Origin of the sequence: Agrobacterium albertimagni AOL15 (genome assembly GCF_000300855.1) — a bacterium.
GTDB classification, from domain to species: domain Bacteria; phylum Pseudomonadota; class Alphaproteobacteria; order Rhizobiales; family Rhizobiaceae; genus Allorhizobium; species Allorhizobium albertimagni.
Genome location: NZ_ALJF01000006.1, coordinates 119,117 through 144,954 on the forward strand (window position 1 = coordinate 119,117; position 25,838 = coordinate 144,954).

The following is a 25,838-nucleotide window of genomic DNA, read 5'->3' on the forward strand; positions in this document are numbered from 1 at the left end:
TCTTGAATCATGCTTCGGCTGATTTGGGAATCCACTTTGTCAACAGGGCCTGGGTTCGCCGCATTCCCGTCGAACATTTCCGCCTGCCTGGATATATCGAGATAGCATCGCGTCAGACGTGTGGCCAAATCCAGCCCGCCATGAATCGCCGGAGAAGAGTTCGGCGGTCTGTCCGATCTTCGCCACCCACTCTTTCACGACAATCGACAAGGCTTCTCCGGTCAGTCGCGACATGCCTACCTGCGAATGTCGGCTGACCGGTCGGAAGATTGGCCCTGAGGGGATTTCGGCTGCCTCTAGCCATTCCTCAAGCGCCTTGACTGGGCACCAGCGCGCCCGACCGAATGGAATGCCGAGCTTGCGCCCTTTCCCCTCCTGGTCGGTCTTCGTTCTTCGGATGGTGACGATCACTCCTTTTCTGTCGAAAGCGACATCCTCCACGTTGAGCCCGACCAACTCTGAGCGGCGGAACCCGCCTGCGAAGCCCAACAGCAACAACGCTCGGTCGCGCCTGTCTTTCATCCGATGTCCGGTCATTTCCAGGGTTGAGAAAAGGTCTTCTTTCAGAAGTGGCTTCGCCTCGCGTTGAGCCATTCCCTTGATACGCTTCATGCCGCGTAGCGCCTGCTGCACAAGCTCGGATCGGCAGGGGTTCTGTTCGCCAAGAGATCGGTGAGCTTTCGAGATGCTAGCGATGTGGCGCGAGACAGTTGCGACGGCATAACCGTGCTCCGCCATCCAAGCGATGTAGCTGGCGACGATCTCGGGAGTAGCAGGCAATAACCCACCGTGGTTCCGGAAGTGCTACAGGTCATTTCTTATTGCCCGCCGGGTCGCATCGGAAATCAAATGAGCGACGAGCGTTTGGACGGCTGAGGTGCAGCAAAAAATCGGCAGGGTTAATGCATTCGATTTCACCAAGTATTTTAACATAGCGCGGGACCTTGATGCAATTGATTACACTAATTATACCACCCTGAGTTTTAACTTTACATTGAAGATCACGCTAAAATTTTTATCGCAAAGTCGATTTTCTTTTCGTTGCTGGAAATCTGCCGCTCTCAGCTCCGAAGGGCCTCAACTCGACAGAATGGAGGAGGTCTGCGTGGCTCTGAATGCCCCCGGCGCCTCGTGGCGAGGGGTGCGGGAAAACCCTGATTTGAAGGGTGGGCGGCCTCAGCATCTCGTCTGACGGCCTCTGTGGCGGAAAACACCTGACGACGGTCCACGAGCTCGCCTTCAACTCGGAAAACCAGTGAGCCCATGAAATGCTGCCACTGCTCCGCCGGCAGGTTTGCCATGAGCAGCTTTTGAAGCTCGGCGCAACGATAGCTGAATAGCCGTAGGGCGATCTTGCCAGCGCGGGTGTGCATGTCGAATGCATACTCAGGCCACCCGCCAATCAAGCGCGTCTTCGGCAGATTGGCGGTCTCCAGTCGGGCAACGCTTCCCTCCTGGTTCGACAGCAGCCAGATGAGCGGGACAGTAAGAGGGTGTCCCTCATTCGTGCGGGTCGAATCGTAGCGGGCGACCTTAAGAACCTCAGGCGGAACTCCAATAGCGTCGTAGACAGTGAGCAGCTCAGCGAATGAACCATCACGCTCTGGGAGCCCATAAGCCGGAAAGCGCTTGGTTCCGGTGATCATCCAGGCCGCAAGAACCCGCTCACCAATCGACCGCTCCTGATCGCCAGAACTTCACACAGGTGATATGCTGATAAGTTCAAGAACCCGGACCGCTGTCGAGCAAGGTCGGGGGTGCAGGTCGGCGACTACCAGCGCGTCGCAGGCGTCCCTGATCTTCTCAGCACCGCAGAGGCGACTGACCAGATCAGCAGCCAGTGCCCCTCTCCGCCATGTTCCGCCCGCCAAGATAGCCGCCCGAAGGCAAGCAACACCTCTCCAACAAGTCGCAGGTCCGCGATGCCGACATCCTCAAGAGTGATCACCACCAGCCGCCGCCAGAAACGGGCTGGCTGTTTCTCGATCAGATATGCTGCCGCCAGTAGCGCTGTTTCAATCTCCCCGCGCCGGATGGCCTTCTGCAAGGTGGACGTGGCGAGCCAGTTATCGGGGAGGAGTGACAGGTTTCGGATGGAGGGTAGTCGGGAGAAGTTCGTGAACAGTTGCATTTCATAGCCCTTGAAAAAAACGACTATAAAAAGGTTCCCACATTGATGAAGTTATGTCATTGATTTTGCGTGTTTTTCTCTCAGAAAAGGCACGAATTCACAAATGTCGCCGCTACCCATTTCATGTTGCATAAGGGGGCCACTGCAGCGACCAGCATGCTGACAACCGGGTATTCTCCAGGTCAGCAGTGCCGATTTTCCACGCTCACTGCATGGTGCCTTCTACCACCCACGATGATGCCCCCCCGCTCTAGCACAGGGATCAGGCGCCTCACGTAGAATGGGTGCAACGCGAGAGCCGCCGGCAAGACTTGGTCAAGGCGAGAAGCAAGCATGCCAGCGATGGCGTTACTTCCCGCTAATGCAGGTCGCAAGCAGGGTTGCCCCCTTGATAACTGGAGTGGGATAGGTTTCGGTAGCGATGACAGCCCAGTTCCGAGGCGGATAAAAGCGGCTGACGCGATAGCACTCGAATTATTGCGGCCACCTAAGTCACATTTTGGAGATGAAGCTTGCAAATCCAACCGACAGCGTTTGCTATCCTTATCGGCTTTGCACTGTTGAGCAGCGCCATCCTCCTGAAAAAGAACGACTTCGAAAGCTGCTTTTCAGAGTTGGCACAGCACAGACTTGAGAACAGCGAGGAACGGATGTGGGCGCATTTCACCGCTCGTATCTGCAGCGGCATCGAACCTAACAACTGAGATGACAGTGATGACAAAAGCCGCGAAGAAACTGAGGCGGAAGCTCAACAAGATGCAAAGCGAGCACACCAAGAGAGGCAAGCTCTCAAAAGCGCAATGGGATCGCCTCGAGCATACGCCGGCTCCTATCAAACACCGGGACCCGGACACACCGTATGATGCCCTCCGATCTATTGATTTTACCACGAAAAAGTGTGCTGGCCCTCCCCTTCAAGGCGGCGCTCCGGGGCTGCGAAATCAGCGAAGTAGATAGCGACAAACGCAGGAACGAGTTAGCCAATCGAGCGAATTCATCAATGAATGTAATACCCCCGCTCGAAAGGGTTAGCCAACGCAACCCCTTGTTTTACAATCACAATGGCTAAACCTCCGGGCTCGCCAAAACCCGATTGCCCGTTCCGACTGCACGCAGTCAGCACCTCGCTACGGGCCAACTTGCAGATAGCCTCCCATCAGCGGCAAAACTGAGCATTGTCTAAAATTGTAACTGTCGGTTTGACCCGAAGTTCAGCGCTCTGTGTCCAAAGTGTCTTCAACGGAGGCACCTATGACCATTTCGAAATTCAGCCTGACACTGACCGCGGTCGCTCTCTCTCTGTCCGCTTTCAACGCCAATGCGGTGCCACGCACGGGCAATGAACATGTGATCCGTTACGACCGTGGCGGCTACGTGATCGACTATGCGATCGATATGCTGAAAATGGAAAAGTCTCGGCGCCTGGTAAAGTTCGCTGGGCGCTGTGATTCCGCCTGCACCATCTACCTCGGGCTCAACAAAGCCCAGACATGCATTACCACTGCAGCCAAGTTCGGGTTCCACCTGCCGTTCGGCAGCGATCGGCGTGGCAACCAGGTTGCAGCGAACTTCATGATGAAGAAATACCCGAAATGGGTGCATAAGTGGCTGGAAGCCAATGGCGGCCTCAGTTCCAAGCTGAAGGTCATGCCTTACTCCTATGCGAGTCAGTACATCAAGCCTTGCGAAGGCCGCACCAACATGACGCAGCAGGCAAGTTTCTGAACGAACATGCCAAAGCGGGTCCCGCGACATGAGTTCGAAAAAAGGCCGGGGTACTCGTTCCCCGGCCCAACAGCTCGAAACTCAAAGACTGATATCAGTCCTTTTTAGGTCCGTTCCCGTTTCCACCGGCATTCTCGCTCTTGCCGTTGTTACCGCTGTTGTTATTGCCGTTGTCGTTGGACTCACTCTTGTCGGCCTGACCTTCGCTGGCAACTCCATTACCGCCACCGTTGCCACCACCGACACCCCGATTGCCACCGCTAGTGGCGTCGTCACTGTTGGCGGCACGGCCTTCATTCGCAGTCCCATTCCCACCGCCATTGCCGCCGCCGTTACCGCGGTTGCCGCTGCCGGCATTGCCATCGCCGTCGGTGCTGCCACCGGTGCCTGTGCCTGCGCCAGCGTCACCATCACTTGGGCCGCCGGTGCTGCCCTCGCTTGCCTGACCGCCGTTAGAATTGTCAGCGACCTCCGTGGCACCCGCACCGCTGCCAGAGTTGACCGCGGCACCTCCACCAAAGCCACCAAAGACAGCCTCGACGAAGGACCTTTCGCTGCGAGCGCCGCCTTCGGAAGAACCAGTACGAGAAGCGGGTGCTGCGGCTGTGGATGCGCGCGCAGAACAGGCGGTAACGACCGATTTGTATTCTTTCCGGACCTTTTCCAGCGCCGCAAGGTCACCAGACATGAGTGCTGCTTCGCAGGCACTATTCGCCATGGAAACCAATTGAGCGCGTGTCTGCTTAGCCACTGCTTCCGAATTCAAGCCGAAGAGAACCGTCACTGCCGCAGCAGCGAACAACGCTTTATTACCATACATAAGGGGAACCTCTGAGAATGCGGCAGCAGCCATCCGCGCCTTTAACGGTCTGTTAGTCACAAATGCATCTATGCGCAAGATCTTTTTAGAGATGCATAATTTAACGTTAACGAGCAAACGGAAGCGGCAACGCCGCATGCGGCCGAGGCAAGCCTCATGCTGTTGCTGGACACCGCAAATGTATCGGCGAATGGCACCCAGCTGGGGCTGCCGACCGCGCAAGGTCGGCAGCCGTTAGAAATTGTAGCCCGGCCTACCAGACGATCCGTCTAGCGACGGGAATCGTCAGGCGTCCGCCGTCTCGCGAACATCGTCGAGCAGGAAATGCACCACCACATACTGTATCGAGTAGGGACGGCCTGCGTCGGAGACGCTTTCGACCGAGCCGCCGTCGGCGGGGTGCCATTGGCTGTAATGGGGATTGTTGACGATCAGCGTGATCGCCTTGCCGGCATATTGGCCCTGCAGGCGGTAGCGTGCTTCGGCCAGTGGCCAGATGCGTTCGAAGTCGGCCTGCGTCAGGCGCACCTTGAGTGCCTGGCGACGGATCGCTTCACTGTGCGCACCATCCTCACGGGTTCGGGCCGGACTGGTCAGCGTGACCTCCTCCGCACCATCGAGAAGTGAACTGAATTCCTCCGGCCACATACGTCTCATAACAGTGCTCCTCCCCGAGCGCGTTGATGGTGACAGGGGGAGTGTAGCGTGTCTTGCGCCGGAAACAACGTCAGATCGGGCAATCACCGAACGACGCGTGAACGGCGCCACGCGATTGCCCATCTGGGCAGGCTTCGAACCGGCTATTTATTCGGTGCAGCCGGTGTCCTTCAGCGCCTGGGCGTGGAAGCGGCGCAGTGCGGCCTCGATATCGGTCTTGCTCAGCGAGTGCCCGGCGGTCGCCAGATCCCGCGACAGCCGCGCGATCACGTCGCTGTCGCCGGTCACCACATGATCGACCGCGTGCAGATCGCGCGCGTAGCGCCCGAGGTCATCGCCGGTAAAACCGATCAGCGACCCTGCCCAGTAGCCGGCGAGCAGGTTGCGGCGGGCGCGGATGCTGCCGAGCCCGTCTTCCTCATGCGGGTGAGCGGATTGGGCAGCGGTTTTGACAATGGTAAGCGGCATGGGTTGAAGTTCCTCCTCGGTCATGAATCAGGCATCCGCTTCCGCGGAGATGAGATAGCCGGCGATGGGCGCACAAGCCGGGTTGTCGGCATCGAGCAGTTCCGCCGGGCTTGTCAGCCCTGTCGCAACAGACATCGCCGTCGTGGCGGCCCACCAGAGATCCCCGCTCGCACGATCGACGAGCATGGGCCCGGTTGTGCGAAGACAGGTCCCCACCTGGGCGACGACCTGTACGGGTGCCTGCATGGCCTCCAGCCTCTGGCGAATATCCGCCTCGACAGGATCGACGACGAAGGCAGCAAAGAGCGCTGCGATCCATTCGCCGATCATCGCATCGTCTCCGCCCTTGCAGGCGACTGGGCAAGAGGGCCCGGCAGAGCAATACGCGGCTTCGGCATGCCGGGGCGCGGATGTACGCCGTCATGGGCCGGGAAACGGCCCGGTGAAATCAGGATGGAGTGGTGGTATCTCATGGACTGGTCCTTGGACCGGCAGCGGTGTCGAAACGGTCCGACATCACAAGAGCGCCGGAGGCTCTTGCCAGAGGGGCCCGGACCAGCGGGTTGACGCTGATATGGCAATCGATTCGGGCGCCTTCAAGGCATCGGCAAAGGCCGATATGAAAAAGTCGGGCCATGCAGCGGGGGTCTTGTCTGGCCCCTTGTTGCATGGCCCGGGCGGCGGGCAATCAAGGCTCACGCCTTCGGGCGAAAGCCGATCGGCTCCGCAGCCATGGCGTCAGTGGCGAATGACCGGGCAGCCGCGGACATTGGCAAAGACCATGCGGTCGCGACCGCCGTGGCGAACACCGGCGACGACCACGCGCCGCGGCGTCACATCGGCGACGAAGGCACGGCGCAACCCGTTCCAGCGCGCCTTTTCGACGGCCTGATTCGGACGGCATTCGCCGCCGCGCGGTCGATCCCAACCAGGACGATCCCAGCCCGGGCGATGACCCGGACGATCCCAGCCAGGGCCGCCATGGCGGGGACCTTCGATATAGACGCCCCAGCCGAAGCTGTCGGCCGAAGCCGTGCTGGCGAGGCCAGTGGTCGCGATGACCGAGACGATGGCTGCGAGACCGATTTTGCGAAGCATGCCGATCATTTTCTCTCTCCTAGAAATGGCGCGCCCCGGCGCCGTCGTTTCCATCCCGCCGTTACGAGCGATTGAGGAGAGAGTAGATGCGCCTCACTGAACGCAGTCCGAATCCGTCATTCAGGCACGGTTCACCTTGCCAGGCAGAAGCACCGCGGCCCCTCAGACATGCAGGACGACCTCCCGGCGATGCGGGCTGTCGCGGTGTTCGAAAAGATAGATGCCCTGCCATGTTCCGAGCAACAGGCGCCCCTCGGAAAAGGGGACGGAAAGCGACACCGGCAGAAGCGCTGCCTTGATATGCGCCGGCATGTCATCCGGCCCCTCGTCGCGATGGGTGATGTAGTTCATCGCCGGATCCGTCGTCGGCGGCACCAGGCGGCGAAAAAAGGCCTTGAGATCGACCTGAACCGAGGGATCGGCGTTTTCCTGGATCAGAAGCGAACAGGAGGTGTGACGGACGAAGATCGTCAGGACACCCTCGTCGGCGCTGCTCTCCGAAAGAAATCTGCGGGCGCCATCCGTGAACTCGTAAAGACCCTGTCCGCGGGTGGCGATCGTCAGTCGCTGCATTGCCATTTCAAACATCCCTTCATGCTTCGGCGGGGAGAACCGGGCCGCACCCCTAGCCTATCCGGACCACCCCTAGTAGTCTCGCGCCGACAAACGGAGGACCGCCCATCATGAGCCTGATCGAAACCATCGAGAGACAGGAAAGCCTGCTCGTTTTCAAGAGCTTCGACGAAAGCGCGGCGCTCGATATAGGCCAGCGGCTCATAGATCTCGCCCTATCGCAGAAGGCGCCGGTGGTCATCGACATCCGCACCTCCGACCGCACGCTGTTTCACGCCGCCCTGCCCGGCGCCTCCCCCGACAATGACCACTGGGCGCGTCGAAAGAGCAATGTGACGCTGCGCATGCACAAGGCATCGCTCCGGGTCGGCGAGCTCAACCGCGCCCGTGGCCGCAGTGTGTCAGCGGAGATTGGCCTCGATCCCATGGACTATGCCGATCACGGCGGCAGCTTTCCGGTCCGGGTGGAAGGCACCGGCGTCGTCGCCGCAATCACCGTATCCGGCCTGAAGTCGGAAGAAGACCATGCAATGATCGTGACCGTGCTGGAAGCCTATCTCGGCTCCGGCTGAAAAGCGCCTCTCTCAGGGGCGCGTTCCCGCATAGAGGCTGAGCCTCAGGAAGAGATCGGTTTCGCGCTCGAGCACGAGGACGGCTGGCAGGGCATAAGGCCCCTCTTCGACGTCTGTGCCGCCATCGGCGTCGCGTCGGTCCGACCCGTTCAGCGTGCATTCCACCGCAACGCGAAAGCCCGCAGCGTCCGTCATCACGACATGATCCGACAGTGTGATGCCATGGCGCAGAACATAGGCCGCCAGCGTGTCCCGGAAGGAGGCATGGCCGATCACCCGGATCCCATCCGGCAGGTCCAGCACCGCCTCCTCCTCGAACATTGGAAGAAGCGTATCGAAGTCATGACGATTAAGGGCGTCGATGACGGCAAGTGTCTGTTCTTTCAGGGACATGGGCCTCTCCTTCTTCTGAGTGAAGATAGGCCTGTCAGCGCCGGAAGCAAGATGCAGCCGCAGCCTGCCCGCCGTCAGGGAATGGGACGCAGGACACGGGCGGAAGCGCGGATCACGGCATCGGTGACCGGTTTCATCGCGCCGGCCACGGAGCGGCTGACATGCCAGTAGAGCGGCACGTCGAGCGGCTTTCCCGGCACAACTTCCCGAAGCCGCCCATCGGCGAGAGCCTCACCCGCAAGCGGTTCGGGGTTCATGCCCCAGCCGAGTCCCGCAATGGCAGCATCGACAAAGGCATGGCTCGAGGGCAGCCAATGCGAGGGACCAGTTGCCGTGATACCGAGCGCTTCCTCCGCCCAGCGCGCCTGCAGCCGGTCCTTGGCATTGAAGGTGATGACGGGAGCACGGCCGAGGCTGGCCGCGGTCACTCCGTCCGCCTCGAACCATTGCGCCATGAACCGAGGGCTTGCTGTTGCCAGATAGCGCAGCGTTCCGAGCGGTCGGCAATCGCAGCCCTGGACCGGTTTGGCCGAGCCACTGATCGCAGCCCGCACCTCGCCGCGCTTCAACCAGTCGGCACTGTGATCCTGATCGTCGATGACGAGATCGAACAAGACGCCTTCAATATCCTGCATGGCAGCCACGAACCAGGTCGCCAGGCTGTCGGCATTGACGGCAAGCCGCAAGGTCGGCCACCCGTCGGCATCGCCAGCGGTTTGCGTCTTAAGCCCGAGATCGCGGCGCACACCCTGTTCCAGGAGACGCACCTCTTCGGCATGACGAAACAGGCGTTCGCCGGCCTCGGTCGCCCGGCATGGCTGCGAACGGATGACGAGCGATGTGCCCACCTGCTCCTCGAGCTGCCGCAGACGCTGGGAAATTGCCGATTGGGTCACATGCAGCATCTGGGCCGCCCGCTCGAAACTGCCCGCCCGAAGGACGGCAGACAGTGCAGCAAGCTGAGCGGGATCAAACATCAGCAATCCTTATCATGCATTAGATTTATTAGCTGGTCTAATTCGACTGCAGCAACTAGTCAAAGCGGCAAGTCAACGGAGTTCGCCATGTTCACTGCCGCCACCGCCGGTTTCCTGCTCGGTCTCAGCCTCATTGTCGCGATCGGCGCGCAGAATGCTTTCATCTTGCGTCAGGGTCTGCGGCGCGAGCATGTCCTGCCACTGGTGCTCACCTGCGCGATTTCCGATGCGATCCTGATTGCTTTGGGTGTCGCGGGTTTTGCAACGGTTCTGTCACGCCTCGACTGGCTGGAACCGGTGATGCGCTATGGCGGGGCCGCTTTCCTCACCGTCTATGCGCTACGCAGTGCCCATTCAGCATGGAACGGGGGTGCAAGCCTGCGGGCGGGCGAAATCACTGCGACGAGCCTCAAGGCCGCCTTTTTCACCTGCCTTGCCTTCACCTGGCTCAACCCGCATGTCTATCTCGACACGGTCGTGCTGCTGGGTTCGATATCGACCCGCTATGCCGGACAGGAGACTGCCTTTGCGCTGGGTGCGATGACCGCATCCTTCGCCTTCTTCTTCAGCCTGGGTTATGGCGCGCGCCTGCTTGCCCCCTTGTTCGCGAGACCCGTCGCCTGGCGTATTCTTGATAGCCTGATCGCCCTCGTCATGGCAGCCATCGCGATCAAGCTGATCCTGTGATGTTGAGCCCGCTTCGCCTTGGGCGACGACCAGCGATGGTATAGACCTGACGCGGGATGTCATGAGGAGGGACCAATGTTTCTGACCAACCGCGATGTGATCGAGCTTCAGGCTTTTCGGCACGAACTACATCGCCATCCGGAAGTATCCGGCGAAGAGCAGGAAACCGCCCGCCGCGTGGTTGAAGCCTTGCAACGACTCGCGCCTTCCAGGATCGTGACGGATCTCGGCGGCCATGGCGTTGCGGCCGTCTTCGACAGCGGGCTGACCGGCCCCACACTTCTCATCCGCGCCGAACTCGATGCCTTGCCAATCGAGGAGAAATCCGCAGCCGATCATCGTTCAACCATTCCAGGCAAGGGCCACCTCTGCGGCCATGACGGTCACTCGACCATCCTTTTGGCGCTGGCCCGGGGCCTGTCCCGGCAACCCATCGGCAAGGGACGCGTGGTGCTCCTCTGGCAACCGGCGGAAGAAGACGGGAGTGGGGCAGCAGCCGTGCTCGCCGATCCGCGTTTCGAGGAAATCCGGCCCGATTTCGCCTATTCGCTTCACAACATGCCGGGTCTTGCCTTCGGCACCGTGGCGCTGAAGAGCGGCCCGGTGAACTGCGCGTCGCGCGGCATGAAGATCAGGCTTTCGGGCAAGACCGCCCACGCTTCCCAGCCGGAAACCGGCATCTCCCCCATGGCCGCGATGTCGCGTTTGATGCCGGAGCTGACGGCTCTCTCCCATGGCGCACCGCCATCGACGGATTTCACGCTGGCCACCGTCACCCACGCTACGCTTGGCGAACAGGCCTTCGGGATTGCCCCGGGTGATGCGGAAATCTGGGTGACGTTGAGAACCCTGGTCGACGACCGAATGGCGGATCTCTGCGAGCGAGCCCAGACACTCGTGACGGAGGCTTGTCAGGCCGCCGGACTGCAGCATGACATAAGCTATCACGACATCTTCTTCCATTGCGAAAATGCACCGGAAGCCGTCGATCATCTGGAAGCGGCACTGCAGTCGGAAGGGATCCGCTTCGATGAAGGCAACTTGCCCATGCGGGCATCGGAAGATTTCGGCCGTCTGCGCACCGTCTGCCCGTCGGCGATGTTCTTTCTGGGTGCGGGCGAGAACCACTCTGCCCTGCACAATCCCGACTATGACTACCCGGATGACCTGACCGCAATCGGCGCCCGCATCTTCATGGCGGTCATCCGCAAGGCGCTTGGGTAACCACGTCCGCCTCAGCTGTCCGGAAAACCGCGCTCCGCCCATTCCGAGCGCGGAACCGACTTGCCGACCGACAGCGAGAAACGCACGACCTCGGTCGCGTCGTCGTTAACCTCGCAGCGCACGGCAATGTTGATCCACGACCCGTTGACGTCGCGGAAGGCTGCAAGCGGCACGTCGACAACATTGCCCTCTCGGAGGCGCAGAATCGGCAGGAAATAGGGCACATAGGCCGGCGTCCCATTGCGAAGCTGCTGGCTGAGTTCGGTCCCGCACAGCTGGTCTCCGCGCTCCTGACGCGTCAGCCCGGCCATGGCCGTCATTGCGGCCCGGTCCCCTGAAATGGCCGAGGAGAAGAGTTCCGTCACCTCACGCGGTTCAAGTCGCGCTTCGGAGATGGCCGCAACCACGGCGGGGTCCGTCGGCTCCTCCTGAGCAGAGGCCTCCGCCTCGCCTTCCCCCTCATTGGTCTCCGCGGCAGCCTCCGGCAGCACTCCGTCGAGTGGCGGAGCTTCGGGCAGCGTGATCTCGGGCTGTGCCAGTGTCGGTGCGGCATCGGCAACTTCATCCGCCTCTTCCTGCGTCTGAGCCTCCTCGGCGGTCTCGACCTCGGCCTCTGTCCCGCGAGAAAGCTCCGGCCCGCTGTCTCTTTCACCGAAGCGCACGACCGGCCGCAGCACGGGAATGGGAGCAGATGCTGCGTCGGGCAGCTCTGGTTCGGGCACCGGTGGTTGCTCGACGGGTTCCGGCTGCACTTCGGGTTCGGCTTCCGCGACCGGTTCCGGTGCCAGCGGCTCGGGCGCGGGTGCTGGCGGCTCGGCCTCTGCGGTTTCTTCGGGCGGAGGCTCCGACGCCTCAGGCTCTGGCTCTGGCGCAGGCTCCGGCTCGACCTCAGGCTCCGGTTCAGGCGGCGGCGCAACCAGCGTTACCTCGACGGCCTGCTCCTCCGGCGGAAGCTCGATCGGAGTATCGAAACTCAATAGAAAGACGGCCACTGCAAGCCCGTGCAGCAGCAGAGAAAGGGTCAGCCCTCCCCCGAAGCGCCGCCAGCCTGTCGTCTTGGTGTCCTTCATGATCCGATCCATAGCGACGATTGCGGCAAAAAGGGAGGCTTAATTCAATCCCCATGCAGAACTTAGCGACGCCAATTCTTTTCTCTGTCTGCAGATAGGATTATCATGACGATAGTTCCAGTAACCCGTGCTTAGGCGCGGCCTGCATGACAACCGTAAGCATTGCGACCGCTAAAGAGCGTCTGAGCGACCTCATCGCAAAAGCCGAACAGGGCGAGACGATCGAGATCGAGCGTAATGGGAAGCCGGTTGCGCGTATCTTGCCTGCCGATCAGGCTCGCGAAGCGATCGATTTCGTCTGGCTCGAGAGTGTGATCAGGGAGATGCCGCAGACCGACGATAGCGGCATCCGCCGTCTGCGCGACGAAGACCGCTACTGATGGCGTATGTCGACACCTCTGTCCTCGTCGCGCTCCTAGCGAACGAGCCAGCAGCGGACCGTGTGTATGCGTGGCTGCGGAATCAGGAACCAGGTTCACTCCATGTAAGCGGTCGGACCATGACGGAATTCTCGTCAGCCCTGTCGCTCAAACAGCGCACGGGGCAAATCGACATGAAGCAGAAGGCACAAGCTCTTGCCGCCTTCAATCAACTGGTCACCCGTTCGCTGGTAACTCTGCAAGTGACACCCTCCGAGTATCATGCTGCCGCCCGACTCTGCGATCGGACCGAGTTGGGCCTGCGGGCCGGCGACAGTCTCCACATCGCCATCGCTGTCAGCAATGGTCTTAAGGTGGCCACGCTCGACAAGATCATGGCCACAGCTTGCAGCACGATTGCCCATCCAGTCATTGCGATCTGACACAAACACAAAACCCGCCGGATCGCTCCGACGGGTCCTAATGTCAAACATTCATGTCCAGCTCAGCTGTCCAGGAAGCTTCTGAGCTTCCTCGACCGGCTCGGATGCTTCAGCTTGCGCAGTGCCTTGGCTTCGATCTGACGGATACGTTCGCGGGTAACCGAGAACTGCTGGCCGACTTCTTCGAGCGTGTGGTCTGTGTTCATGCCGATGCCGAAGCGCATGCGCAGGACGCGCTCCTCGCGCGGGGTCAACGAGGCGAGAACGCGGGTGGTTGTTTCGCGCAGGTTCGCCTGGATGGCGGCGTCGATCGGCAGAAGCGCGTTCTTGTCCTCAATGAAGTCGCCGAGATGCGAATCCTCTTCGTCACCCACGGGTGTTTCGAGCGAGATCGGCTCCTTGGCGATCTTCAGGACCTTGCGGACCTTTTCGAGCGGCATGGCAAGCTTTTCGGCCAGTTCTTCCGGCGTAGGCTCTCGACCGATTTCGTGCAGCATCTGGCGCGAGGTACGGACGATCTTGTTGATCGTCTCGATCATATGCACCGGAATACGGATCGTGCGGGCCTGGTCGGCGATCGAGCGGGTGATCGCCTGACGAATCCACCAGGTCGCATAGGTCGAGAACTTGTAGCCGCGACGATATTCGAACTTATCGACCGCCTTCATCAGGCCGATATTGCCTTCCTGAATGAGGTCGAGGAACTGCAGGCCGCGGTTCGTGTACTTCTTGGCGATCGAGATGACGAGGCGCAGGTTTGCCTCGACCATTTCCTTCTTGGCGATACGCGCTTCGCGCTCGCCCTTCTGGACCATCGATACGATGCGGCGGAATTCGGCGATCGAGATGCCGGTTTCGGTTGCGAGGTTCTGGATCTCGCCGCGGATATCGCGGATCGTCTGGTTTTCCTCGCGGGCGAAATCCTTCCATCCACGCGCCGAAAGATTGGCGATCGACTTCATCCAGTTCGGATCGAGTTCGGCACCCTGATACTGTTCGAGGAAGGAGTCACGCTTGACGCCGTAGCTTTCGGCGAGACGCAGCAGGCGGCCCTCGTTCTGCATCAGGCGCTTGGAAATGTCGTAGAGCTGCTCGACAAGGCTGTCGATGCGGTTCTGGTTGAGCGACAGCGACTTGACCGCCGTGACCAGCTGATCCTTCAGTTCCTTGTAGCGACGCTCCTGGCCTGACGACAGCGTGCCGGCACAGGCAAGACGTGCCTCCACCTGCTGGTCCTGCAGCTTGCGCAGCTTCTTGTAGGTGTCGGCGATGAGGTCGAGGGTCTCCATGACCTGAGGACGCAATTCAGATTCCATCGCAGCCAGCGACAGGTTCGATTCGTCCTCATCCTCTTCCTCTTCTTCCGGCGGCATGCCTTCGCCGCCGATGGCGGTGATGTCGTCGTCGTCACCGGAAGCGGCCTGTGGACGGCGCTTGGCGCGCTCCTTTTCCTTCTCTTCGGCAGCCTTGCGATCGGCTTCGATCTTTTCCGGGCTCTGGAACTGCGGAGCAGCCTTGGCTTCCGGACCGGAATAGGTGGTTTCGAGATCGATGATCTCGCGCAAAAGCGTCGTGCCTTCGTTGAGTTCGTCGCGCCAGATGATCAGCGCCTGGAAGGTCAGCGGGCTCTCACAGAGGCCGGAGATCATCGTCTCGCGGCCAGCCTCGATGCGCTTCGCGATCGCGATTTCGCCTTCGCGCGACAGAAGCTCGACGGAGCCCATTTCGCGCAGATACATGCGCACCGGATCGTCGGTGCGGTCGGTCGGTTCTTTCTTCTTGGCGGTCGCGACAGCCGTGCCGGCCGTCGGCGCCAGTTCGCCGCCTTCGCTCTCGCCTTCTTCCTCGGCGTCGTCTTCCCCGCCTTGGGCTTCATCCACGTCTTCGTCTTCGATGACGTTGATACCCATGTCGGAAAGCATGGCCATGGTGTCTTCGATCTGCTCGGAGGTCACTTCCTCCGACGGCAGAACCGAGTTCAGTTCATCCATGGTGACATAGCCGCGTTTTTTCGCGGCCTTGATCATCTTTTTGACCGCGTCATCGGAAAGATCGAGAAGCGGGCCGTCCGTCGCGCCGTCGCGTTCGCCTTCGGCTTCTTCGTTTTCTTTGACTTTCGATGCCATTTATCTTGTCGCTTTCCCTGACGTCTGATCATGCGCCTTGCCGCCGGAGGAATGGGAGACGAACCACTCACCCGGGCGGATAGCTGTCACTGACCTAACGGAGTGTTGCTTAATTCCTGCTTAACTATGGGCATTGCGGTCGCAGCGCCAAAAACTTGTTTGTCTGCATGACCGGTCATCATACCAGAGATCCGTCCGAACCCACTTCACCCTTGTGTGCTTGGATTGGTGATTCCCACAATTTTTCCTGGCGTCAAGCCTTTCTGAAGGCTGGACAGGGAAAATCAACAAAACAAGCCGTTCAACGGCGTCTTTATCACCGATCTTCGCAGATGTAGGACATCGGGCCAGAGAAACAAGAGGTAAAACCCGCAAGGGCCGAGTCATGCTGCGGTGAGAGACTCGCTCTTGACACCCGTCAAGAACCAGACGCGCATCGACCCCTTGCCCTTCACCTCGATCTCACCACGCAACTCGAAATCGAAGCAGCTCTCCAATCTCTGCTTCAGGCAGTCGGCAACCTGAATGCGACCGGCAATGCCATGGGACTCCATATGCGCCGCCGTATTCACCGTATCGCCCCAGACATCGTAAAGCAGCTTGTTGGGGCCGATCACGCCGGCCACCACCGGCCCGGTGTCGAGGCCAATGCGAACCTCGACCACCTCGCCCACCTGCTCCGAAATCCTGCGGCAACATGCGATGATATCGAGCGCCATCATAGCAACTGCTGTCTCGTGATCCGGTTTCGGTTCGGGAAGACCGCCGGCCACCATGTAGGCATCCCCGATCGTCTTGATCTTCTCAAGGCCGTGTGCGCTGGCAATCGCATCGAATTGCGAAAATACACGCCCGAGGAAGGCGATGACCTGTTGCGGCTCCCAGCGTGCCGCTCGCGGCGTGAAGTCGACGATATCGGCGAACAGAATAGTGGCGGACGGGATGTGATCGGCAACGACTTGCGTCTTGTGATCGCGAAGCCGACTCGCCACCGCCTGCGGTAGGATGTTCTGCAGCAGCCGCTCCGAGAACTCATGCTCCGATTCCAGCGCCATCTCGGCCTGGGCGGCCTCCTTGAAGGCAAAGAAGGAGGTGGTGAAGATCAGCAGGAAGGCGAAGGGTACCGTCAGATAGTAAAGCGTATTGAGAAAAATCGGCTCCACCCGGATGAAATCAAGCGGCGCGACGAAGAGGATCTCGGTCGCAAGAAAGGCAGCCAGTCCGACAATGGTGACAAAGGCCGAAAGCAATAGCCGCTCGGCCCCGAAAACGAGCATGGAGGCCGCCGCCCCGGGCAGGAAATAGAAATGAAGCCCCGAGTCCCGACCGAAGAACATGCAGTAACCGATGCCGAAGATCAGCCAGATCGTACAGAGATAGAGCGCGCCGGAAATCGGTCCGTAGCGGTGAAAATAGGGTGTCAGCGCGTAGAAGATCACCTGTGGAGAGAAGGCGATGATCGCCGGCAGCAGACCATACCAGTCATAGGCCACATAAAGCAGCACATAGGGAATGGTCATCAGGCTGACCATCGCTGCGATGATGTTGGTAACCGCGAGCCTGCGGCGAATACGCGGCGGATAACCGGCGGTTCCGATCCTTGCCACCCACCAGACGGCATTCGGCAGACGCCAGAACGAGCGGAGCTTGCGCCCGTTACGGGCTATGAAATCGAACTCGTCCTGCGCCACTCTTGTTTCCGGTAACAATGGAACAGGACCTGAATCCCCCATTTGCCGCCGCAGTGCAACAGGTTTATGCAAACGATTACATCAGCCGTGTCCGGTGGCCGGCCCCTTGACGCGCCCGGACATCACGCCGAAGCCATCGATGATCGCTTCCTGGTTTTCCATGCGCGTCACTTCGTTCTGAACCTCATGCAGGGCGCTGATCACCTGCTCGATGCGTGCGCCGTCGTCAGTTTCGGTCGCCTCGGCAATCTCCCGCTCCAACTCCATACGCTGACGCTTCAAGGCCCTTGCCCTCTTGTAGAGCGCGAGCGCCTGTCGATAGCCCTCACGGGCATCTTCGGCTGCGGCAATTTCCGTGGCGATCCAGAGCCGCGCATTGCGGATCTGCTGGTCGAGACCACGCAGCAGCGTGCCGTGGCCGTGGGCCTCCAGCTTCTGGATCAGGATCTCACGGCTGAGTGTCGGGCCGGCTTCCGCGACGGCCGTCAGCAGCGACGACCACAGCTTTTGCAATCCCGCATGCTCGTAATCGATCGCCGCCACCTCGTCGTATTCGCCCTCGAGAAGTTGCGGATGGTTGACGATGGTCAGCGCCAGCACGCTTTCCCTCAGCGTCGGCTGATCAAGCGCGCCGCGCACGAGGCCTGACCGCGCCAACCGGTCCGAAATCGTGCCGCGGCTCGAGGCAACGGGACCGGGCGGACGTCCGCCGCTATTGCGGCCACCCTGCCCTTGCCCGCGCCCGCCGCCCTGGAAATTCCCACGCTCTCCGCGGCCCGGCTGGCTGCCCTGGAAGAAGGCATAGAGACGGTCACGCACATCCTGCTGATAGTGGCGCCGCACGTTCTCGTCGGCAATGACGTTGACGACCTGCTTGAGCTTCGCTTCGAGTTCGGCGCGCTTTTCCGGCGTATCGAACCCGCCGGCCTGCGTTTCGCGCACCCAGACCATCTCGGCGAGCGGTCGCGCTTCCGAGAGGACACGGTCGAAAGGCTGGCGCCCGTCGCGCTTGACGAGATCATCAGGGTCCTTGCCGTCAGGCAGCATGGCAAACCGGAGCGACTGGCCAGGCTTGATATGCGGCAGGGCCAGATCGACGGCGCGGAACGCTGCCCGCTGGCCCGCGCCGTCGCCATCGAAGCAAAGCACCGGCACCGGCGTGGTCTTCCACATCAGCTGCAACTGGTTTTCGGTGAGCGCCGTGCCGAGCGGCGCGACAGCATTCTCGATCCCGGCCTGGTAGAGCGCGATCACGTCCATGTAGCCTTCGACCGCAATCAGGGTATCGGCGCCGTCAGCCCCTTGCATCGCCCGGCGAGCGCGGGAGAAATTGTAGAGAACATTGCCCTTGTGAAAGAGCTCGGTCTCGTTGGAATTGAGATACTTCGCCATCGCATCTGCGGCCATCGCGCGACCGCCAAAGGCGATGACTTTCTCACGCGAGGACAGGATCGGGAACATGATACGATCGCGGAAGCGATCATAGGAGACCGGGATATCCGGGCCATGCACGACAAGCCCGCAGGCCTCGATCTGCTCCTTCGGCACCCCTTTGGAGGCCAGATACTCTTTCAGCGCATTGCGGCTTTCCGGCGCATAGCCGAGCCTGAACGTCTCGATCGTCCGGCCGGAAAGGCCACGCTCGCGCAGATAGGCTCTCGCCCGCGCCCCGCTCGCTGTCTGCAACTGATCCTGGAAGAACTGCGTCGCCATCTCCATGACGTCCTGCAGCGTCGTGCGCTCCCGCTCGCGCCGCTCCGCCTGCGGATCGGGCTGCGGCATGGCAATCCCGGCCATATCGGCGACCTGCTGCACGGCTTCGACGAAGCTCAGCCCCTCGAGATCAGTCAGAAAACGGAAATGGTCGCCAGAAACGCCACAGCCGAAGCAATGATATCGCCCCTTGCGATCCTCGCAATGAAAGCTCGGGCTCTTCTCGCCATGGAAGGGGCAGCAGGCCCAGTAGTCCTGCCGCGACACATTGGTCTTCTTGCGATCCCAGGTCACGCGGCGGCCCACCACGGCCGAAATCGGCACGCGGTCACGGATCTCGTCGAGGAAGTCGCTGGAAAAACGCATCTGTATCCCTGGGAAGCTGATCCTCCATATAGGCGCCGCGGCGGCGCAGCGCCAAGGCTTTCGCACGCAGTGCCCGTTATTCACAGCGCTTGTACATCAAGACGTTTGTATATACACTCACAGGACGAGCACCCGAGAGCCGCCATGCGAAGCCTGGACGACATTCCGCAGGAAGAATGGGCCTTCGAGTGGGACGAGGCGAAGCGGATCAGCAATCGCCACAAGCATGGGATTGACTTCGATGACGTTGTCTTAGCGCTAGCTGGACCTCGTCTTGAGACCCAGACCATAGCCAACGGTGAGTTGCGGGTTCTTGCGACATGCCCGGAAAGCGGCCGGTTGATTACCGCCGTCTACACCATGAGAGGAAACGTCTGTCGGATCATATCCGCCCGCGTTGCGAGAAGAAATGAGCGAAGAGAATATCACGCGCACTACCATAGCTGAGATTTTGGAAAAGCGGGCGCGCGGTGAAAAAAGCCAGACCGACTGGGCGCGCGTCGATGCCATGACCGACGAGGACATCGAGCGGGCCATGCGCGACGATCCCGATTGGAAGGATTTCATGGACATCGACTGGTCCAAGGCCAGGATGGTCATCCCCGACAAGAAGAAGGCGATCTCGATCCGCCTCGATCCCGACATCATCGATTTCTTCCAGGCGACCGGAAAGGGCTATCAGACCCGCATCAACGCGGTCCTGCGCCATTTCGTCGACGAGCAGAAGCGCTCGAAACCCTGAAACGAAAGACGCCGCCCGGAGGCGGCGTCGAACATCTTAGGATCAGGCCTCTTACTTCAAGAGGTCCTTGACCACGCCCGAAGCCTTGCCGAAATCCATCTGGCCGGCATAGCGTTCCTTCAGAGCACTGATGCACTTGCCCATGTCGCGCAGCCCTTGGGCGCCGGTTTCGTTGATCACCGCAGCGCAGAGCTCGCGCACCTTCTCTTCCGAGAGCTGCTCGGGCATGAAGGACTTGATGATGACGATTTCCTCGCGCTCCTGCGCGGCAAGTTCCGGCCGATCGTTTTCGGCATAGATCTTGGCGGATTCGTCCCGCTGCTTGATCATCTTCATCAGGATCTGCATGATCTCGTCGTCGCTGACCGGATCCTTACCGGCACCGCGATGGGCGATGTCGCGGTCCTTGATCGCGGTCTGGATCAGGCGCACGGTCGAGGTCCTGCGGACATCCTTGGCCTTCAAAGCTTCTTTCAGCGAGTTGGCGAGCGTGTCGCGTAACATTTTTTTCTTCTCCGGGGAGCAGCCGCTTCGCCCTTGGCGATTGTGGCTTTTCCGTGTTCGTTGAGTGGTTCTCATAGCCAGACATTTGCTGCGGCGCAAACGAATTGAGCAAAGCCTTGAAATGGCTTGGGAGAAATCCGCCCCGGCAACGACTCCGGAATTGACCTCTCCCCACGATGCGTCTATTGCTCGGCACCTGCACGCAAATTGTCATCAGGGCCGAAAACGCGCGACTTCGCGCGCCCTCGATCTGCAACATAAATGGTCCTGCGAAACCGCTCCGACAAGGGGCAGGCACGCGGGCGAACAAGGAACGACCATGACCGCGACAGCCCCCTGGACGACCCGCAAGCCGACCGCCCTCCTCGTTCTCGCCGACGGCACCGTCATCGAAGGCCACGGAATCGGCGCGACCGGCAAGGTCCAGGCCGAGGTCTGCTTCAACACGGCCCTGACCGGATACGAGGAAATCCTGACCGATCCCTCCTATCTCGGCCAGATCGTCACCTTTACCTTCCCGCATATCGGCAATGTCGGCACCAATGACGAAGACATCGAAGACCTGACGCCGGCAGCCCGCCACGGCGCGGTCGGCACGATCTTCAAGGCCGACATCACGGAGCCTTCAAATTATCGTGCCGCAAGCCATCTCGACGCCTGGCTGAAGAGCCGCGGCATCATTGGCCTCTCGGGCATCGACACCCGCGCGCTCACCGCCTGGATCCGCGAAAACGGTGCGCCAAATGCGGTCATCGCCCATGATCCGAATGGCGTTTTCGACATCGAAGCGCTGAAGGCCGAAGCCAAGGCCTGGAGCGGTCTCGAAGGCCTCGACCTCGCCAAGGTCGCGACCTCGGGCCAGTCTTCCGTCTGGAACGAGAAGGCCTGGTCCTGGACCGAAGGCCACACGACACTCGGTGCGGACGACGCCAAATACCACATCGTTTGCGTCGACTTCGGCGTGAAGCGCAATATCCTGCGCCTCTTTGCCGGCCTCGATTGCAAGGTGACCGTCGTTCCCGCCACCACCTCGGCCGAGGATATCATGGCGCTCAACCCGGACGGCGTCTTCCTGTCGAATGGTCCGGGAGATCCGGCAGCAACCGGCGAATACGCAGTTCCTGTCATCCAGAACCTGATCAAAACGGACAAGCCGGTCTTTGGCATCTGCCTCGGCCACCAGATGCTCGGCCTCGCGCTTGGCGGCACAACCGAGAAGATGCACCAGGGCCACCATGGCGCCAACCATCCGGTCAAGGACTTCACCACCGGCAAGGTCGAGATCGTCTCGATGAACCACGGCTTCGCAGTCGACTCTAAGTCACTGCCGGAAAGCGTTGAAGAGACTCATATTTCGCTGTTCGACGGCACCAATTGCGGCCTGCGCCTCAAGGCCAAGCCGGTCTTCTCCGTCCAGCACCACCCGGAAGCCTCCCCCGGCCCGCAGGACAGCCACTATCTCTTCCGCCGCTTCATCAACATGGTGCGTGAAACGAAGGGCGAACCGGCACTCGCTGAGCGCTGAGCGATTTCTGACTGTTTGAAGACAACGGCCCGGTTTACCCCCGGGCCGTTTGCATTTCCCCACGGACCTTCAGGTAGAACCGCAGGCTGAGCATGAAGGCAGCGCTGGCAAGCCCAAGGCAGAAGCCGTACCAGATGCCGATGCCACCGATCCCCAGCGGGAAGGCCATAAGCCAGGCGAGGAAGAAGCCGATCGGCCAATAGGAGACGAGCGCGAGGATCATCGGCACCCGCGCATCCTTCAGTCCGCGCAGGAGGCCCGCCGCGATCGCCTGCAGCCCGTCGACCAGCTGGAAGAGCCCGGCCACCATGACGAGCGGCCCCGCATAGGCCAGCACTTCGGCAGCGGCCGGGGCATTCTCGTTAATGAAGGCGGCAGACAATTGGTTCGGCACGAGCAGGAACAGGATTGCGCCCGACAGGGACATGAGACCGGCAATGCCAAGGACCGTGATCGATGCCCGCACCAGCTCCGGATAATTGCCGCGTCCATGAGCGAGGCCGACCCGCACGGTTGCGGCTTGGGCCAAACCGAGCGGCAGCATGAAGGCAATCGATGCGAGCTGCAGCGCGATACCATGGGCGGCGAGTTCGATCGTGCCGATCCGCCCCATCAGCAGCGAGGCAGCGCTGAACAGGCTGACTTCGGCAAGTACTGTGACGCTGATCGGCATCCCCAGATGCAGCACTTCGCGAAATGCCTGCCAGTCGGGCCGCCAGAAGCGCACGAAGAGCTCGTAGCGCTTCGTCTCGTCGCGGGTCTGGATGTAGATCACCATGGCGACGAAGCTCACCCACTGCACGATCACGGCAACGATCGCCGCTCCTGTCATGCCGAGCGCCGGCAGTCCGAAGTGCCCGAGCACCAGCGCATAGGCGAGGATCGCATTGAGGATCAGGATGCCGAGCGTCACCCACAGCACGATCCGGGCCCGTCCCGTCGCACTGACCAGCGCACGCAAGACGGCAAAGAGCAGTGCCGGAAGCAGGCCGAGCTGGATGATGAAGACATAGTTTGCCGCAAGTGCTGCCACCTCGGGCTTTTGCCCCAAGGCAAGCAGGATTGCCTCCGCATTGAAGAACAGCGGCATCGTCAGGATCACATAGAGGATTGAGACCCACATGCCCATGCGGATGGAGCGCCGAACGGAGACGATGTCACCGCGTCCATAGGCCTGGGCAACCATGGGCATGACAGCCATGGAAAAACCGGATCCGAAGATGAAGATCGTGAAGAAGAACTGCCCGGCCAGCACCATGGCTGCAAGCGGCACCGCCCCAAGCTGACCGACGATGACAACATCCGTCGTGTGAATGCCGAGTTGCGCCAGCTGCGCACCGATCAGCGGGATCCCGAGTGAAAGGGTGGCGCGGATATGAGACGTCCAGCTGCCGGCACCCACGGGTGCATGGCTGTGCGTTTCAAGCGGAGCGACGTCGATGTGCATGGCGATGATCTCAACGGAAAAAGCCGCTTCCAGAGGGTCCCTGGCGAGCGGCATGTCGCAACGGGATAAGCGGCAACCTGCAATCCAGCAAGTCGGAATCGACAACCTGCAAAATAATTGCGCCATGCATCAGCAAGATTGATGAAAATCAGGACTGAACCATGAGATCAGCACCGATTTCCTCCCGAAAAACAGGGGATGTGCCCGTTGACGCGCAAAACGGCCTTTCTCACGGCCGGAAACCGCCCATAGGTTCAAGTCTCTATTTCCAATCACAGGGGCGGATTAAGCATGTGGGAACTGATCTGGCGCGGCTCCATCATCGGGTTCGGCGCAACGCTTGCCATGGACCTCTGGGCCATATTTCTGACGCTCGCCTTCCGCCAGCCCAAGGCCAACTGGGCTCCCGTCGGACGCTGGTTCTACCACTTGAAAACCGGCACGGTTTTTCATCACACAATCGCAGATGCTGCCCCCTACCGCCACGAACAGGCACTTGGCTGGATCGCGCATTACGCCGTCGGCATTGTCTACGGCATCATCCTCGTCCTCGCGCTCGGCTCAAGCTGGCTTGCCGAACCGACCCTGCTTCCGGCCTTGATCTGGGCGATTGCCACCGTTGCGGCCGGCTGGTTCCTGCTGCAGCCAGGCCTTGGGCTCGGCTGGGCCGCCGCAAAGACCCCGAACCCGAACAAGGTCCGCACCCTCAATCTCTTGGCCCATACAGTGTTCGGTCTCGGCCTCTGGCTGACCGCATTGGTGATCCGCTGAAAGGACCGGCGCGTCAGATCGCGCCGGAGAAGGTGTCGCAAGACCCGACATTGCCGCTGTCATAGCCGCGCTTGAACCACTTCATCCGCTGCGCAGACGTGCCGTGATTGAAGGCGTCGGGCACGACATAGCCCTGGCTGCGCTTCTGCAGCGTATCGTCGCCGATCTGCTGTGCGGCATTCAATGCCTCCTCGAGATCGCCGTCCGACAGGATGCCCTCCTTGTCGGCCGATTTCGCCCAGATCCCGGCATAACAATCCGCCTGAAGCTCGACGCGCACAGACATCTGGTTTGCCTCGCGCTGCCCCATCGAGCGCCGCTGGCGGTTGAACTCCGGCAGAACACCGGTGAGGTTCTGCACATGATGCCCGACCTCATGCGCGATCACGTAAGCCTGGGCGAAATCGCCGGCCGCATCGAACTTCTGCTCGAGCTGGTCGAAGAACTCCGTATCGAGATAGACCTTGCTGTCGGCCGGGCAATAGAAGGGCCCCGTGGCCGAAGAGGCCTGACCGCACGGCGATGACGTCGAACCGGCAAACAGAACAAGGGTCGGCTCCCGATAGTTTTCGCCGGAAGCCGCAAAGATTGTGTTCCAGGTGGTCTCGGTCTCGGCCAGAACCGTGCGCACGAAAGCTGTGGTGTCGTCGCTGGACTGCCCTGAAGGACGCTGGCCGATCGACTGCTCGTAGCCGGATCCGGCGCCGCCGACATTGCCTTCGCCCAGAACCTGCAGCATGTCGATGCCCATGGCCTTCAGCACGAAGTAGATGACGACAAGGAAAATGATGGTGCCGAAGCTCAAGCCGCCGCCGCGCCGTCCACCCATCGGAATTTGAATGCCGGAGCGCCCGAAAGGATTGCGTCCTAGGCCGCCACCGGAGGATTGCCCACGCCGGTCCTCGACATTGTTCGACTGCCGCCGCCCTCGCCATTCCATGGTGCTACCTCTCTCCGATGTCGCAGCTTAATGAGAAGATAGCCGAACTGTTCCACGACACCAGTGAGGCAACGACATTCTTCTGGCGAAAGGCAAGCGAAGGGCCGACCAAATGTCTATCAGCCCTTGGCGTAACCGTAGTCCCCGCCACGCGACAGCGCCCGTTGATAGGCCGGTCGTGCCCGGATACGCTCGATCCAGCCCTTGAGCTCGCTGACATCCTTGCCCCCGGCGATCCGGGTCAGACCGGCTTCGACTGGAAAGCTCATGGCGATATCGGCGGCCGAAAATTTCCGGCCGGCGAACCAGCCGTCCTTGCCGACTTCACTGATCCACAGATCGAGATGGTCAGAGAGCTGCGGGTCAAGCAGCTTGCGCGAGACACCCTGGCTGATCATTTTGGCGACAGGCCGGATGAAGAAGGGCACCTGGCCGGGAATGCGCGCAAAGATCAGCTTCATCACCAGAAGCGGCATGGCAGATCCCTCGGCATAATGCATCCAGTAACGATAGCGCAGCCGCTCGTCGGTGCCAGCGGCGGGGCGCAAGCCCTCCCCGCCATAGGTCTCGATCAGATATTCCATGATCGCGCCGCTTTCCGCGACCACGCGCCCGCCATCCTCGATGACCGGGGACTTGCCGAGCGGATGCACCGCCTTCAGCTCCTTCGGCGCAAGGTATTCCTTCGTCCGATGATAGACCTTGACCTGATAGTCGAGCCCGAGCTCCTCGAGCAGCCAGAGAATCCGGTGGGCGCGCGAGTTGTCGAGATAGTGCACAGTGATCATCAGAAACGGCCCTTCGATTGTCGTTGCT

29 protein-coding genes are annotated in these 25,838 nt (G+C 60.7%); 11 read left to right on the forward strand and 18 right to left on the reverse strand.

The genetic code is table 11. The features are described 5' to 3' along the window. Positions 1–39: 39 nt before the first annotated feature. Both QWE_RS07585 and QWE_RS07595 read right to left on the reverse strand, forming a co-directional pair. Entirely contained in the window at positions 40–612 is a 573-nt protein-coding gene (locus QWE_RS07585) for a site-specific integrase (RefSeq protein ID WP_202802981.1), read from the reverse strand. A 1,159-nt stretch (positions 613–1,771) separates the two neighbouring features. Further along, positions 1,772–2,131 (reverse strand): hypothetical protein, encoded by a 360-nt coding sequence (locus QWE_RS07595; RefSeq protein WP_040299731.1) that lies wholly within the window; start codon positions 2,129–2,131, stop codon positions 1,772–1,774. Positions 2,132–2,643: 512 nt separating this feature from the next. Here QWE_RS07595 and QWE_RS07600 point away from each other — a divergent pair. Together QWE_RS07600 and QWE_RS07605 are read left to right on the forward strand one after the other, a co-directional pair. Beyond that, positions 2,644–2,835, forward strand: a complete 192-nt coding sequence (locus tag QWE_RS07600; protein WP_006725521.1) for a hypothetical protein — start codon at positions 2,644–2,646, stop codon at positions 2,833–2,835. A gap of 547 nt (positions 2,836–3,382) precedes the next feature. Beyond that, positions 3,383–3,856, forward strand: coding sequence for a hypothetical protein (locus QWE_RS07605; protein WP_006725522.1), 474 nt, complete (start codon positions 3,383–3,385; stop codon positions 3,854–3,856). Between the two features lie 94 nt (positions 3,857–3,950). Here QWE_RS07605 and QWE_RS07610 read toward each other — a convergent pair whose 3' ends face one another. The 6 genes from QWE_RS07610 to QWE_RS07635 form a co-directional block, all read right to left on the reverse strand. Next, positions 3,951–4,709: a hypothetical protein gene (locus tag QWE_RS07610; protein WP_157790684.1), complete on the reverse strand. Its 759-nt coding sequence runs from the start codon at positions 4,707–4,709 to the stop codon at positions 3,951–3,953. 252 nt (positions 4,710–4,961) lie between these two features. Beyond that, positions 4,962–5,324, reverse strand: a complete 363-nt coding sequence (locus QWE_RS07615; RefSeq protein WP_006725524.1) for a hypothetical protein — start codon at positions 5,322–5,324, stop codon at positions 4,962–4,964. Positions 5,325–5,480: 156 nt separating this feature from the next. Further along, positions 5,481–5,825, reverse strand: a complete 345-nt coding sequence (locus QWE_RS07620) for an ATPase inhibitor subunit zeta (RefSeq protein WP_100220864.1) — start codon at positions 5,823–5,825, stop codon at positions 5,481–5,483. A gap of 3 nt (positions 5,826–5,828) precedes the next feature. Further along, positions 5,829–6,131 (reverse strand): hypothetical protein, encoded by a 303-nt coding sequence (locus QWE_RS07625; RefSeq protein WP_006725526.1) that lies wholly within the window; start codon positions 6,129–6,131, stop codon positions 5,829–5,831. Between the two features lie 408 nt (positions 6,132–6,539). Further along, positions 6,540–6,908, reverse strand: a complete 369-nt coding sequence (locus QWE_RS07630; RefSeq protein ID WP_006725527.1) for a hypothetical protein — start codon at positions 6,906–6,908, stop codon at positions 6,540–6,542. 153 nt (positions 6,909–7,061) lie between these two features. After that, a complete protein-coding gene (locus tag QWE_RS07635; protein WP_006725528.1) occupies positions 7,062–7,478 on the reverse strand; it encodes a secondary thiamine-phosphate synthase enzyme YjbQ in 417 nt (138 codons plus the stop codon). 104 nt (positions 7,479–7,582) lie between these two features. Between QWE_RS07635 and QWE_RS07640 the strand changes: the two genes are divergently transcribed. Next, entirely contained in the window at positions 7,583–8,044 is a 462-nt protein-coding gene (locus QWE_RS07640) for a heme-degrading domain-containing protein (RefSeq protein WP_006725529.1), read from the forward strand. 12 nt (positions 8,045–8,056) lie between these two features. On the opposite strand, the gene QWE_RS07645 is transcribed toward QWE_RS07640, so the two are convergent. After that, entirely contained in the window at positions 8,057–8,437 is a 381-nt protein-coding gene (locus QWE_RS07645; RefSeq protein ID WP_006725530.1) for a nuclear transport factor 2 family protein, read from the reverse strand. 74 nt (positions 8,438–8,511) lie between these two features. Continuing rightward, on the reverse strand, positions 8,512–9,414 hold the full coding sequence (locus QWE_RS07650) for a LysR family transcriptional regulator ArgP (RefSeq protein WP_006725531.1): 903 nt from the start codon (positions 9,412–9,414) through the stop codon (positions 8,512–8,514). Between the two features lie 87 nt (positions 9,415–9,501). Here QWE_RS07650 and QWE_RS07655 point away from each other — a divergent pair, with 87 nt between their 5' ends. Together QWE_RS07655 and QWE_RS07660 are read left to right on the forward strand one after the other, a co-directional pair. Further along, the gene (locus QWE_RS07655) at positions 9,502–10,101 is read left to right on the forward strand and encodes a LysE/ArgO family amino acid transporter (RefSeq protein WP_006725532.1); all 600 of its coding nucleotides are present in this window, start codon (positions 9,502–9,504) and stop codon (positions 10,099–10,101) included. Positions 10,102–10,176: 75 nt separating this feature from the next. Then, positions 10,177–11,325 (forward strand): amidohydrolase, encoded by a 1,149-nt coding sequence (locus tag QWE_RS07660; RefSeq protein WP_006725533.1) that lies wholly within the window; start codon positions 10,177–10,179, stop codon positions 11,323–11,325. An 11-nt stretch (positions 11,326–11,336) separates the two neighbouring features. Here the strand turns inward: QWE_RS07660 and QWE_RS24360 are convergent, their stop codons facing one another. Further along, complete coding sequence (locus QWE_RS24360; RefSeq protein WP_006725534.1) at positions 11,337–12,395, reverse strand: DUF930 domain-containing protein; 1,059 nt, start codon at positions 12,393–12,395, stop codon at positions 11,337–11,339. A gap of 146 nt (positions 12,396–12,541) precedes the next feature. Here QWE_RS24360 and QWE_RS07670 point away from each other — a divergent pair, with 146 nt between their 5' ends. Further along, a complete protein-coding gene (locus QWE_RS07670) occupies positions 12,542–12,775 on the forward strand; it encodes a type II toxin-antitoxin system Phd/YefM family antitoxin (protein ID WP_006725535.1) in 234 nt (77 codons plus the stop codon). After that, positions 12,775–13,197: a type II toxin-antitoxin system VapC family toxin gene (locus tag QWE_RS07675; RefSeq protein WP_006725536.1), complete on the forward strand. Its 423-nt coding sequence runs from the start codon at positions 12,775–12,777 to the stop codon at positions 13,195–13,197. Before QWE_RS07670 ends, QWE_RS07675 begins: the two co-directional genes overlap by 1 nt. A gap of 62 nt (positions 13,198–13,259) precedes the next feature. Here QWE_RS07675 and rpoD read toward each other — a convergent pair whose 3' ends face one another. The 3 genes from rpoD to dnaG all read right to left on the reverse strand — a co-directional run bounded on the left by rpoD (position 13,260) and on the right by dnaG (position 19,093). Further along, entirely contained in the window at positions 13,260–15,323 is a 2,064-nt protein-coding gene (rpoD, locus tag QWE_RS07680) for an RNA polymerase sigma factor RpoD (RefSeq protein WP_006725537.1), read from the reverse strand. Positions 15,324–15,706: 383 nt separating this feature from the next. Further along, positions 15,707–17,014 carry an adenylate/guanylate cyclase domain-containing protein gene (locus QWE_RS07685; RefSeq protein WP_006725538.1) on the reverse strand — a complete coding sequence of 436 codons (1,308 nt, stop codon included), beginning with the start codon at positions 17,012–17,014 and terminating at the stop codon, positions 15,707–15,709. 81 nt (positions 17,015–17,095) lie between these two features. Then, on the reverse strand, positions 17,096–19,093 hold the full coding sequence (gene dnaG, locus QWE_RS07690) for a DNA primase (protein ID WP_006725539.1): 1,998 nt from the start codon (positions 19,091–19,093) through the stop codon (positions 17,096–17,098). A gap of 144 nt (positions 19,094–19,237) precedes the next feature. On the opposite strand from dnaG, the gene QWE_RS24655 reads away from it, so the two are divergent. Further along, the gene (locus tag QWE_RS24655; protein ID WP_006725540.1) at positions 19,238–19,540 is read left to right on the forward strand and encodes a BrnT family toxin; all 303 of its coding nucleotides are present in this window, start codon (positions 19,238–19,240) and stop codon (positions 19,538–19,540) included. Beyond that, positions 19,503–19,835 (forward strand): BrnA antitoxin family protein, encoded by a 333-nt coding sequence (locus QWE_RS07695; RefSeq protein ID WP_006725541.1) that lies wholly within the window; start codon positions 19,503–19,505, stop codon positions 19,833–19,835. Before QWE_RS24655 ends, QWE_RS07695 begins: the two co-directional genes overlap by 38 nt. A 51-nt stretch (positions 19,836–19,886) precedes the next feature. On the opposite strand, the gene QWE_RS07700 is transcribed toward QWE_RS07695, so the two are convergent. Next, complete coding sequence (locus QWE_RS07700) at positions 19,887–20,339, reverse strand: GatB/YqeY domain-containing protein (protein WP_006725542.1); 453 nt, start codon at positions 20,337–20,339, stop codon at positions 19,887–19,889. Positions 20,340–20,658: 319 nt separating this feature from the next. Here QWE_RS07700 and carA point away from each other — a divergent pair, with 319 nt between their 5' ends. Continuing rightward, positions 20,659–21,864: a glutamine-hydrolyzing carbamoyl-phosphate synthase small subunit gene (gene carA / locus QWE_RS07705; protein WP_006725543.1), complete on the forward strand. Its 1,206-nt coding sequence runs from the start codon at positions 20,659–20,661 to the stop codon at positions 21,862–21,864. A gap of 34 nt (positions 21,865–21,898) precedes the next feature. Here carA and QWE_RS07710 read toward each other — a convergent pair whose 3' ends face one another. Beyond that, entirely contained in the window at positions 21,899–23,311 is a 1,413-nt protein-coding gene (locus tag QWE_RS07710; protein WP_052018118.1) for an MATE family efflux transporter, read from the reverse strand. A 291-nt stretch (positions 23,312–23,602) separates the two neighbouring features. Here QWE_RS07710 and QWE_RS07715 point away from each other — a divergent pair, with 291 nt between their 5' ends. Further along, positions 23,603–24,082 (forward strand): DUF2938 domain-containing protein, encoded by a 480-nt coding sequence (locus QWE_RS07715; RefSeq protein ID WP_006725545.1) that lies wholly within the window; start codon positions 23,603–23,605, stop codon positions 24,080–24,082. Positions 24,083–24,095: 13 nt separating this feature from the next. On the opposite strand, the gene ypfJ is transcribed toward QWE_RS07715, so the two are convergent. Next, on the reverse strand, positions 24,096–25,022 hold the full coding sequence (gene ypfJ / locus QWE_RS07720; protein WP_006725546.1) for a KPN_02809 family neutral zinc metallopeptidase: 927 nt from the start codon (positions 25,020–25,022) through the stop codon (positions 24,096–24,098). A gap of 119 nt (positions 25,023–25,141) precedes the next feature. Then, on the reverse strand, positions 25,142–25,810 hold the full coding sequence (locus QWE_RS07725; protein ID WP_006725547.1) for a glutathione S-transferase family protein: 669 nt from the start codon (positions 25,808–25,810) through the stop codon (positions 25,142–25,144). Positions 25,811–25,838: the final 28 nt, after the last annotated feature.

What these genes read in the sequence shown, in the direction of transcription:
- rpoD (WP_006725537.1), bottom strand. Translation starts at nt 15,323, where the DNA reads ATGGCATCGAAAGTCAAAGAAAACGAAGAAGCCGAAGGCGAACGCGAC.
- QWE_RS07585 (WP_202802981.1), bottom strand. Translation starts at nt 612, where the DNA reads ATGAAGCGTATCAAGGGAATGGCTCAACGCGAGGCGAAGCCACTTCTG.
- QWE_RS07675 (WP_006725536.1), top strand. Translation starts at nt 12,775, where the DNA reads ATGGCGTATGTCGACACCTCTGTCCTCGTCGCGCTCCTAGCGAACGAG.
- QWE_RS07610 (WP_157790684.1), bottom strand. Translation starts at nt 4,709, where the DNA reads ATGGCTGCTGCCGCATTCTCAGAGGTTCCCCTTATGTATGGTAATAAA.
- QWE_RS07670 (WP_006725535.1), top strand. Translation starts at nt 12,542, where the DNA reads ATGACAACCGTAAGCATTGCGACCGCTAAAGAGCGTCTGAGCGACCTC.
- QWE_RS07695 (WP_006725541.1), top strand. Translation starts at nt 19,503, where the DNA reads ATGAGCGAAGAGAATATCACGCGCACTACCATAGCTGAGATTTTGGAA.
- QWE_RS07630 (WP_006725527.1), bottom strand. Translation starts at nt 6,908, where the DNA reads ATGATCGGCATGCTTCGCAAAATCGGTCTCGCAGCCATCGTCTCGGTC.
- QWE_RS07595 (WP_040299731.1), bottom strand. Translation starts at nt 2,131, where the DNA reads ATGCAACTGTTCACGAACTTCTCCCGACTACCCTCCATCCGAAACCTG.
- QWE_RS24360 (WP_006725534.1), bottom strand. Translation starts at nt 12,395, where the DNA reads ATGAAGGACACCAAGACGACAGGCTGGCGGCGCTTCGGGGGAGGGCTG.
- QWE_RS07660 (WP_006725533.1), top strand. Translation starts at nt 10,177, where the DNA reads ATGTTTCTGACCAACCGCGATGTGATCGAGCTTCAGGCTTTTCGGCAC.
- QWE_RS07645 (WP_006725530.1), bottom strand. Translation starts at nt 8,437, where the DNA reads ATGTCCCTGAAAGAACAGACACTTGCCGTCATCGACGCCCTTAATCGT.
- QWE_RS07655 (WP_006725532.1), top strand. Translation starts at nt 9,502, where the DNA reads ATGTTCACTGCCGCCACCGCCGGTTTCCTGCTCGGTCTCAGCCTCATT.
- QWE_RS07625 (WP_006725526.1), bottom strand. Translation starts at nt 6,131, where the DNA reads ATGATCGGCGAATGGATCGCAGCGCTCTTTGCTGCCTTCGTCGTCGAT.
- ypfJ (WP_006725546.1), bottom strand. Translation starts at nt 25,022, where the DNA reads ATGGAATGGCGAGGGCGGCGGCAGTCGAACAATGTCGAGGACCGGCGT.
- QWE_RS07640 (WP_006725529.1), top strand. Translation starts at nt 7,583, where the DNA reads ATGAGCCTGATCGAAACCATCGAGAGACAGGAAAGCCTGCTCGTTTTC.
- QWE_RS07635 (WP_006725528.1), bottom strand. Translation starts at nt 7,478, where the DNA reads ATGGCAATGCAGCGACTGACGATCGCCACCCGCGGACAGGGTCTTTAC.
- QWE_RS07715 (WP_006725545.1), top strand. Translation starts at nt 23,603, where the DNA reads ATGTGGGAACTGATCTGGCGCGGCTCCATCATCGGGTTCGGCGCAACG.
- QWE_RS07725 (WP_006725547.1), bottom strand. Translation starts at nt 25,810, where the DNA reads ATGATCACTGTGCACTATCTCGACAACTCGCGCGCCCACCGGATTCTC.
- dnaG (WP_006725539.1), bottom strand. Translation starts at nt 19,093, where the DNA reads ATGCGTTTTTCCAGCGACTTCCTCGACGAGATCCGTGACCGCGTGCCG.
- QWE_RS07615 (WP_006725524.1), bottom strand. Translation starts at nt 5,324, where the DNA reads ATGTGGCCGGAGGAATTCAGTTCACTTCTCGATGGTGCGGAGGAGGTC.
- QWE_RS24655 (WP_006725540.1), top strand. Translation starts at nt 19,238, where the DNA reads ATGCGAAGCCTGGACGACATTCCGCAGGAAGAATGGGCCTTCGAGTGG.
- QWE_RS07650 (WP_006725531.1), bottom strand. Translation starts at nt 9,414, where the DNA reads ATGTTTGATCCCGCTCAGCTTGCTGCACTGTCTGCCGTCCTTCGGGCG.
- QWE_RS07605 (WP_006725522.1), top strand. Translation starts at nt 3,383, where the DNA reads ATGACCATTTCGAAATTCAGCCTGACACTGACCGCGGTCGCTCTCTCT.
- QWE_RS07710 (WP_052018118.1), bottom strand. Translation starts at nt 23,311, where the DNA reads ATGCACATCGACGTCGCTCCGCTTGAAACGCACAGCCATGCACCCGTG.
- carA (WP_006725543.1), top strand. Translation starts at nt 20,659, where the DNA reads ATGACCGCGACAGCCCCCTGGACGACCCGCAAGCCGACCGCCCTCCTC.
- QWE_RS07620 (WP_100220864.1), bottom strand. Translation starts at nt 5,825, where the DNA reads ATGACCGAGGAGGAACTTCAACCCATGCCGCTTACCATTGTCAAAACC.
- QWE_RS07700 (WP_006725542.1), bottom strand. Translation starts at nt 20,339, where the DNA reads ATGTTACGCGACACGCTCGCCAACTCGCTGAAAGAAGCTTTGAAGGCC.